This is a genomic window from Psychrobacter sp. T6-1 (assembly GCF_052258445.1).
Genome location: NZ_JBQQFC010000110.1, coordinates 1 through 7,473 on the forward strand (window position 1 = coordinate 1; position 7,473 = coordinate 7,473).

The 7,473-nt window shown below is 44.1% G+C and carries 6 protein-coding genes; 4 read left to right on the forward strand and 2 right to left on the reverse strand.

Annotated elements, in window-relative coordinates:
• Positions 1-1,664: homocysteine S-methyltransferase family protein (locus tag ACTXGO_RS07570; protein WP_443573922.1), on the reverse strand; the 1,664-nt coding region annotated here is incomplete at its 3' end.
• A gap of 564 nt (positions 1,665-2,228) precedes the next feature.
• Between ACTXGO_RS07570 and ACTXGO_RS07575 the strand changes: the two genes are divergently transcribed.
• Both ACTXGO_RS07575 and ACTXGO_RS07580 read left to right on the forward strand, forming a co-directional pair.
• Positions 2,229-2,798, forward strand: a complete 570-nt coding sequence (locus ACTXGO_RS07575) for a fasciclin domain-containing protein (RefSeq protein WP_317200836.1) — start codon at positions 2,229-2,231, stop codon at positions 2,796-2,798.
• 248 nt (positions 2,799-3,046) lie between these two features.
• The gene (locus ACTXGO_RS07580) at positions 3,047-3,652 is read left to right on the forward strand and encodes a fasciclin domain-containing protein (protein WP_435950327.1); all 606 of its coding nucleotides are present in this window, start codon (positions 3,047-3,049) and stop codon (positions 3,650-3,652) included.
• Between the two features lie 188 nt (positions 3,653-3,840).
• On the opposite strand, the gene ACTXGO_RS07585 is transcribed toward ACTXGO_RS07580, so the two are convergent.
• Entirely contained in the window at positions 3,841-5,400 is a 1,560-nt protein-coding gene (locus ACTXGO_RS07585) for an alanine/glycine:cation symporter family protein (protein WP_317200838.1), read from the reverse strand.
• Positions 5,401-6,248: 848 nt separating this feature from the next.
• Between ACTXGO_RS07585 and ACTXGO_RS07590 the strand changes: the two genes are divergently transcribed.
• Both ACTXGO_RS07590 and ACTXGO_RS07595 read left to right on the forward strand, forming a co-directional pair.
• Positions 6,249-6,860: a LemA family protein gene (locus ACTXGO_RS07590; RefSeq protein ID WP_317200839.1), complete on the forward strand. Its 612-nt coding sequence runs from the start codon at positions 6,249-6,251 to the stop codon at positions 6,858-6,860.
• Between the two features lie 64 nt (positions 6,861-6,924).
• Positions 6,925-7,473 (forward strand): TPM domain-containing protein (locus ACTXGO_RS07595; RefSeq protein WP_443573920.1); only part of this gene is annotated, 549 nt, incomplete at its 3' end.

Genomic DNA, 7,473 nt, shown 5'->3' on the forward strand with positions numbered 1-7,473 from the left:
GAGACGTTAGAGACGCCGCCTGATACCATCGCATTAGGTAGGTTGTCCGTGATCCATTTTGTGGCGTTGATGAAGTCTGCGCCATAATTGTTGTGCTCGGTGATACCGGTGGCGACCGCAAAGATATTGGGGTCAAAGATAATGTCTTCAGATGGGAAACCGACCTCGTTAACGAGTACGTCGTAGCTGCGCTGGCTAATCTCAGTTTTGCGCTCAAAGGTATCGGCTTGACCGTCCTCGTCGAATGCCATGACGATAACCGCGGCGCCGTAGCGCATACACAGCTTAGCGCGCTCAACGAATTCTTCGTGACCTTCTTTGAGTGAGATAGAGTTGACCACCGATTTGCCTTGCGTGCGTTTAAGTCCTTCTTCGATGATGTCCCATTTCGAGGAGTCAATCATGAGCGGCACGCGGCTGATATCTGGCTCACCTGAGACCAAGTTGACAAAATGTATCATCGCCTGCTTGGAGTCGAGCATACCCTCATCCATGTTGATATCGACGATTTGCGCGCCGCCCTCGACCTGATCGCGGGCGACGTCTAGTGCTTCGGTATAGGCTTCGGTCTTGATCAAGCGCAAGAATTTCTTTGAGCCTGTGACATTAGTACGCTCGCCGACGTTGACAAATAGGCTATCAGGGGTGATGTTAAACGGCTCAAGACCAGACAAACGGCAGGCAGGCGCAATCTCAGGAATAACACGCGGCGAATAATTGGCGACCATCTCAGCGATTAGGCGAATATGTTCAGGGGTGGTACCACAGCAGCCGCCAACGATGTTTAAAATACCCGCTTTAGCAAAGCCTTCGAGCAAGGCTGTCGTTTGCTCAGGAGTCTCATCATATTCACCGAACTCATTAGGCAAGCCGGCATTGGGATGGGCTGAGACGTGGACATTAGCAATATTGGAGAGCGTTTGAATATGCGGGCGCAGCGCATCGGCACCGAGTGCACAGTTAAAACCTACCGATAGTGGCTTGGCGTGACGTACTGAATTATAAAAGGCTTCTGCCGTTTGACCTGATAGGGTGCGACCTGACGCATCGGTAATGGTACCTGAGATCATAATGGGTAGCTCAAACCCAATATCATCAAAGACGCCAGTGACGGCGAATATCGCAGCTTTGGCATTTAGCGTATCGAACACAGTCTCAATCAAGATAATATCAACACCGCCTTCGATCAGTGCAAGGGTGGCTTCGCGGTAGTTGTCCACTAACTGATCAAAGGTCACGTTACGATAAGCGGGATCATTGACATCAGGTGATAGCGAACACGTGCGCGATGTTGGACCAATGACGCCTGCGACAAAGCGCGGTTTATCAGGATTCTTTGCCGTAAACCCATCAGCGGCCTCGCGCGCTATCTGAGCAGCGGTGATATTGAGCTCTGGTACGAGGTACTCCATATCATAGTCCGCCATCGATAATCGCGTACCATTAAAGCTATTGGTCTCGATAATATCAGCGCCAGCAGCGAGGTGGTCATTATGAATATCTCTGATCATCTGCGGCTGCGTCAGCACGAGCAAATCATTATTACCACGTACGTCCTGCTCAATACCAGCAAAGCGTTCGCCGCGATAATCTTCTTCCTCTAATTTATAGGTCTGAATCTGAGTGCCCATCGCCCCATCGAGCATCAAAATACGTTTTGCCATTTCAGCTTCAATGCGGGTGCGTGCCGTAAGTTGTTGTTCTTTATAAGGGAATACACTAGGCGGCGTTAATACAAAATCATCGCTAGAAGTAGTGGTTTGCTGCTTGCTATCGTTTTGAGGCGTTGTCGATGTCATAGGAGTAAGGCTTATGTTATTGATGTTATAAAGGGATAAGTGCAAAAGCGCAGAATTAAAAGTTAGCGCATTTTAACATGAAAATTGGCGTATTCGAGCAGGCGTTGCTAGCCATACCCTTCTATAAGCATTTTAAGCGGTTTACGAGAGTGAGCAAATAAAGAGCAAGTTTCTACAAAATCTGCTAATTAGGGTAAAAAACAGACATAACTTACAGGGGTATTACAAAAAGTAGCGTAAACACAGAGTGACACTTCGAACCAATATGTTAATTTACGTTTATAAGGATTTGCTTCTCATTAGTACTACTTATAAGTTTGTTGAATATGATTAAAATTTTTAATCAAGTTCTCTTAACTTTGAGAATAACTACCTTATATAGGACATACTAAGCATATAACCGTTAATAAAATAATCAGGGATACGAATATGAAACTTACTAAAATCGCTACAATCAGTACTTTAGCAGTGTCTTTATTAGGATTGAGTGCCTGTAATAATATGATGGCAGCTGACTCTATGCCTATGAAAACGCCAGCGCAAAAACAAGCTATGCAAAATCAGACCATGTCAGATATGAATGTCGTTCAAATTGCGCAGAGTAATGCTGATTTTTCTATCTTAGTAGAAGCGGTGCAAGCTGCAGGTTTAGCTGGCGCACTGTCTGATACGAGCGCAAGCTATACCGTATTAGCCCCAACCAATGCCGCCTTCGCTCAAGCACTACAAGAGACTGGCATGACAAAGGCGCAACTCTTTGCAAACAAGCCATTACTGACCAAAATTCTGACTTATCATGTGATCAAGGGTAACACCCCAGTATATCAAAAGCATGTGAAGCCAGGTAACTATACTATGCTGAGCAACGACACTCTTGTCATTACGCCACAAGGTAAATTGATGGATGAGATGGGTCGTACGACGAGCATTATCAAAACAGATATCGCAGCGAGCAACGGCGTTGTACACGTTATTGACAGAGTTTTAATGCCACAATAATTACTGTATTAGGTTAAGTTAATAGCGCAGCTAAGTTGATAGCGTAGTCAGATCAATAGACTACTAAATTGATTGTAAGCCATTACTGTAAAAGAGCTGATGTCTCGGTAGATGTCAGCGATTCATTAAACCATCCGCTTGTTTTGTTTAATCCATCCATTCATCAACACAAAGTCTAATCCATCATTTGTACGGTTACTTATCTATAAATGAGGTATGACTCAATTTTGTTTTAAAAGGAAATTTTTATGTTAAAGAAAACATTTTTATCACTAGCTATCGCGGCATCTGCAGTAACTTTAGTTGCCTGTAACGATACCGAAACCGTTGTTGAGCCAGTCGAAGAGCCAATGGTTGAAACTGAGCCGATGGTCGAGACTGAACCTATGGCAGAGCCAATGGTAGAAGCCGATCCTATGGCTGACACTATGGCAACTCAAAGTATTGCTGAAATTGCAGCAGGTAATGACAATCTAACTATCTTGACTGCAGCATTACAGTCAGCTGGCCTAGATACTATGCTAATGGATGCAGGTACTTATACGGTATTTGCCCCTACTGACGATGCGTTTGCACCAGTACTTGAAAAGCTTGGCGTCACTAAAGAAGAGCTTTTAGCAAACACTGATTTGCTAAATAGCGTACTGCCTTATCACGTCCTACCTATGGTCGTTATGGCAGCTGAGATTCCATACGGTACAGATGTTACTACCGTAAATGGTGCTACTATCAATATCAGCGATGCTAACGTTATCACTGATGCAGCGGGTAACACTGCTAATATTACTGGTACCGATATTATGGCGACCAACGGCGTAGTGCACACTATCGATGCGGTACTCATGCCAGAGTAACTATTGGTTTAGATAACTGTTATTTTATACGATTACTATTTAATACGAAAAAAGCCCAGCTCTAGTAGTTGGGCTTTTTGTTGTCCATCTTTTTATAGCTTATCTTTTATATCTTTGAATGGTTTATACAACATCCACAAAAAAGCCCGAAACTTAATCTCGGGTTTTTTTGTGTTAATACGTAGAGATTACTTAAGATCTTTACGCAAGGGATCAGCTGCAACTCTTTGCTGCTCTGCTAGATGACGCTCTTCCCAATAAGTCGCGTTTTTGATACCAAATTTCTTAGGATCAAAGACGAATCTTTTAGAAGTTGTACCGCCGCCCGCTTTGAGCTGTGCTTCGTAATCGCGTAGGATATCGATAGCAGGACGTGCCACAAAGAAGATAACAATGATACCGACGATATTGAGCCAAGCCATCAAGCCAACACCAACATCACCAAGACCCCAGATATAACCTGAGCTGTTGAGCGCGCCGTATGCCACCATAAACATGATGATAAGCTTAACGATGAACTGACCGGCTTTACTCGCGCCGCGACCCATAGAGCGGGTGAGGTAGGAGATGTTCACTTCAGCGATGTAGTAGTATGCCAAGATAGTAGTAAAGGCAAAGAAGAATACCGCTACCGCAATGAACGTGTTACCAAAGGTGCCGTAGACTGATTCCATCGCCATTTGTGTAAACGATGGTGAGTTAATCTCAACAGTCGCCGCGACGTTTTGAACCAAGAACTGACCATCAGGTAACTCGCCTTGGATGTTGTACATGCCAGTAGACAAGATCATAAAGGCAGTTGCAGAACAAACAAGCAGAGTATCAACGTAGACGGAGAATGCCTGTACTAAACCCTGTTGTGCTGGGTGATCGACCGCAGCTGCTGATGCAGCGTGAGGGCCTGTACCTTGACCGGCTTCATTAGAGTAAATACCACGTTTCACGCCCCAACCAATAGCGGCACCAAAACCTGCTTGCGCGGTAAAGGCATCACCAACGATAGCACCGAATACTTGTGGAATCATGCTAAAGTTTGCAAACATGATCAGTAGCGCAAGAATAATATAACCGACTGCCATAAACGGAACGGCATACTCAGTAAAGGTTGCGATACGCTTGATACCACCAAAGATGATAAAACCTAAAACCACTAGGATAATACCAAGAGCGATTAGGCGAGTTGATCCTGTTTCCATACCCATGAAGTTCATTGCTGAGCCTTCACCTGCAACCTGAGCCACAGCGTTGATAACACCATTGGCCTGTACGCCGGGTAAGAACACACCACAAGCGATGATCGAAGCAATGGCAAACAAGATACCATACCATTTTTGACCCAAAGCACGCTCAAAGTAGTAAGCTGGACCACCGCGGTACTCGCCAGTGACCACGTCGCGCTCTTTGTAGATCTGACCTAAGGTTGACTCAACATAAGCGGTTGAGGCGCCCAAAAAGGCCACAACCCACATCCAGAACACCGCACCAGGACCACCAAAACCGATGGCAGCGGCGACCCCTGCAATGTTACCCATACCAACGCGGCCTGCCAGTGATACGGCTAGGGCCTGAAATGATGAGATACCTGCATTGTCAGGTTTGCCCTTAAATAGTAGTCTGATCATCTCCCCAAACAGGCGAACTTGAACAAAGCGCGTTAAGATAGAATAGAATAAACCTGCACCTAAGCATAAGTAAATGAGTGCCGGGCTCCAGATAATTCCGTTTGCTAGATTGACTAAACTTTCCATATTATATATTCCTAAAGCTGTCTCAATAAGCCTTGACTCAGTGAACCTGCTGTTAGCTTCAAGCAAGTCCCTAAGTGTTTTTTGTACTATTGAGAGTAGGCTATGGTTGTCTGTATTTATCTACCAAGATTAGTATCGATATTAAATAATGACATCAATATTGATATTAGACTCAGTGGTATCGACACCAAGTTGCTAACGACAAAACGAGCAACAAGACATCAATAGATAAAAAAGGGAATGTTGAAAGCAAATGCATAGTATCGCTACTAGGCATCTAATATATTTTACACTGTAATGGATACTTACATTTGCATTTAATAAAAGTAGTTATTTTGAATAGTAATTGACTAAAAATAGTATACATATCAAAAGCTTGCTTACTACTAATGCCAGCTATATAACAAATTAACTACCAAATGTATGCAAACCATACAGTAACGTAACTGCAATTTGCCATATTTTTACTTTAATTACTAGAATTTTCTGTGAATTACAAAGGTTAAAAGTGATTAAATAAACAGGTGTCTATTAAGTTTTGGTAAAGTATGATTAAACGGGAGTTTTAGAGCTTATGACTGTACTTATCAATACTCTTTTAACTAGTCTTATCCTCTACCATGCAGTACTAATAAGCTCTTAGACAAATAATTAGTACGAGAGCTTATCTGATGACGCGGTTGTGTTTTGGTAACGGCGAATTGTAAAAGTCTAGTGATGACGTCATCATTACCAGCATAAGCTACTGGTGATGATAACTTATGATTTAGGCTATGAAATCTATGCCAGTTTGCTCAACAACTACTATATAAATAATGACTAACGATTAACAATCAGGAGCGACCTTTATGTCACGCAACTCTTTTATAAAACCTATGCTACTCTCAGCCGTACTAGCAACCTCTACTATTGGTCTGTCAGGCTGTGGTTATAACAACTTACAATCGCAAGACGAGCAAGTAACCGCGTCTTGGTCTGAGGTGGTCAACCAATATCAGCGCCGTGATGATTTGGTGCCAAATCTGGTCAAAGTGGTGAAGCAATACGCTGATCAAGAGCAAGAAGTATTCACAGAAGTGGCCGCCGCGCGCTCACAAGCAGGCGGCATTACGGTAACGCCTGAGCTACTCAACGACCCTGAAGCGATGGAGCGTTATGCTGAGGCGCAGTCGCAGATGACAGGGGCGTTGTCACGTTTGATGGCAGTGTCCGAGCGTTATCCTGAGCTCAAATCTGATGCTTTGTTTCAAGACTTGCAAGCGCAGTTAGAAGGCACTGAAAACCGTATTGCAGTTGCGCGTAATCGCTACATCCAAGAAGTTCAAGGCTACAACACTACAGTACGCCAGTTCCCAACCAATATCACTGCCAAAGTGTTTGGTATGGATACCAAGCCCAACTTCACGGTTGCTAACGAAGACGCAATATCTACTGCGCCCGATGTTGATTTTGGTGAGTAGTGCTTTATAGCAATATGGCAACTAGACTTATCGTTTGACTCAATCTATAGATGGTAAATACATTATGCAAAATCTAAAACCATGCTTGACTGCCATCCTCTTAGCGTGGGGCAGCCTATATGCGCCAATAAGTTTTGCAGATGATGTGGCTACTAATCAGGCAGGGGCAACAGAATCATCGGCAAACCTGCAAAACCGTAGTGTTGAAGAGCTAGTAGCCATCGCTAAGGCGGGCGAGTCTAACGAAGCCATTAATGATGCGGTACTGGGTAATGATGCGATTAGTGGCACCGTTTTAGGTAATGAAGCTTTAGGTAACGAGGCGATCGCGCCCAATGCTAATAATGATGCTGGCGCAAATCTGCCTGCGCCGACGCCTATTCAATCAAATGCGCAAAGTGTCGATGCTGATAAGCTAATACTGAACAACCCAGTCGTTGACCAGGCTAATATCCTAAACCCACAAGAGAAGCTACGCCTAGAGGCGCAACTGCGTAATATCTATCAACAAGGCTACGCGCAAGCCGCTGTCGTCATTGTACCGACAACTAACGGTCTGCCTATATTTGACTATGCTCTGCAAGTCGCTGAAAAATGGCAGTTGGGTAATGAG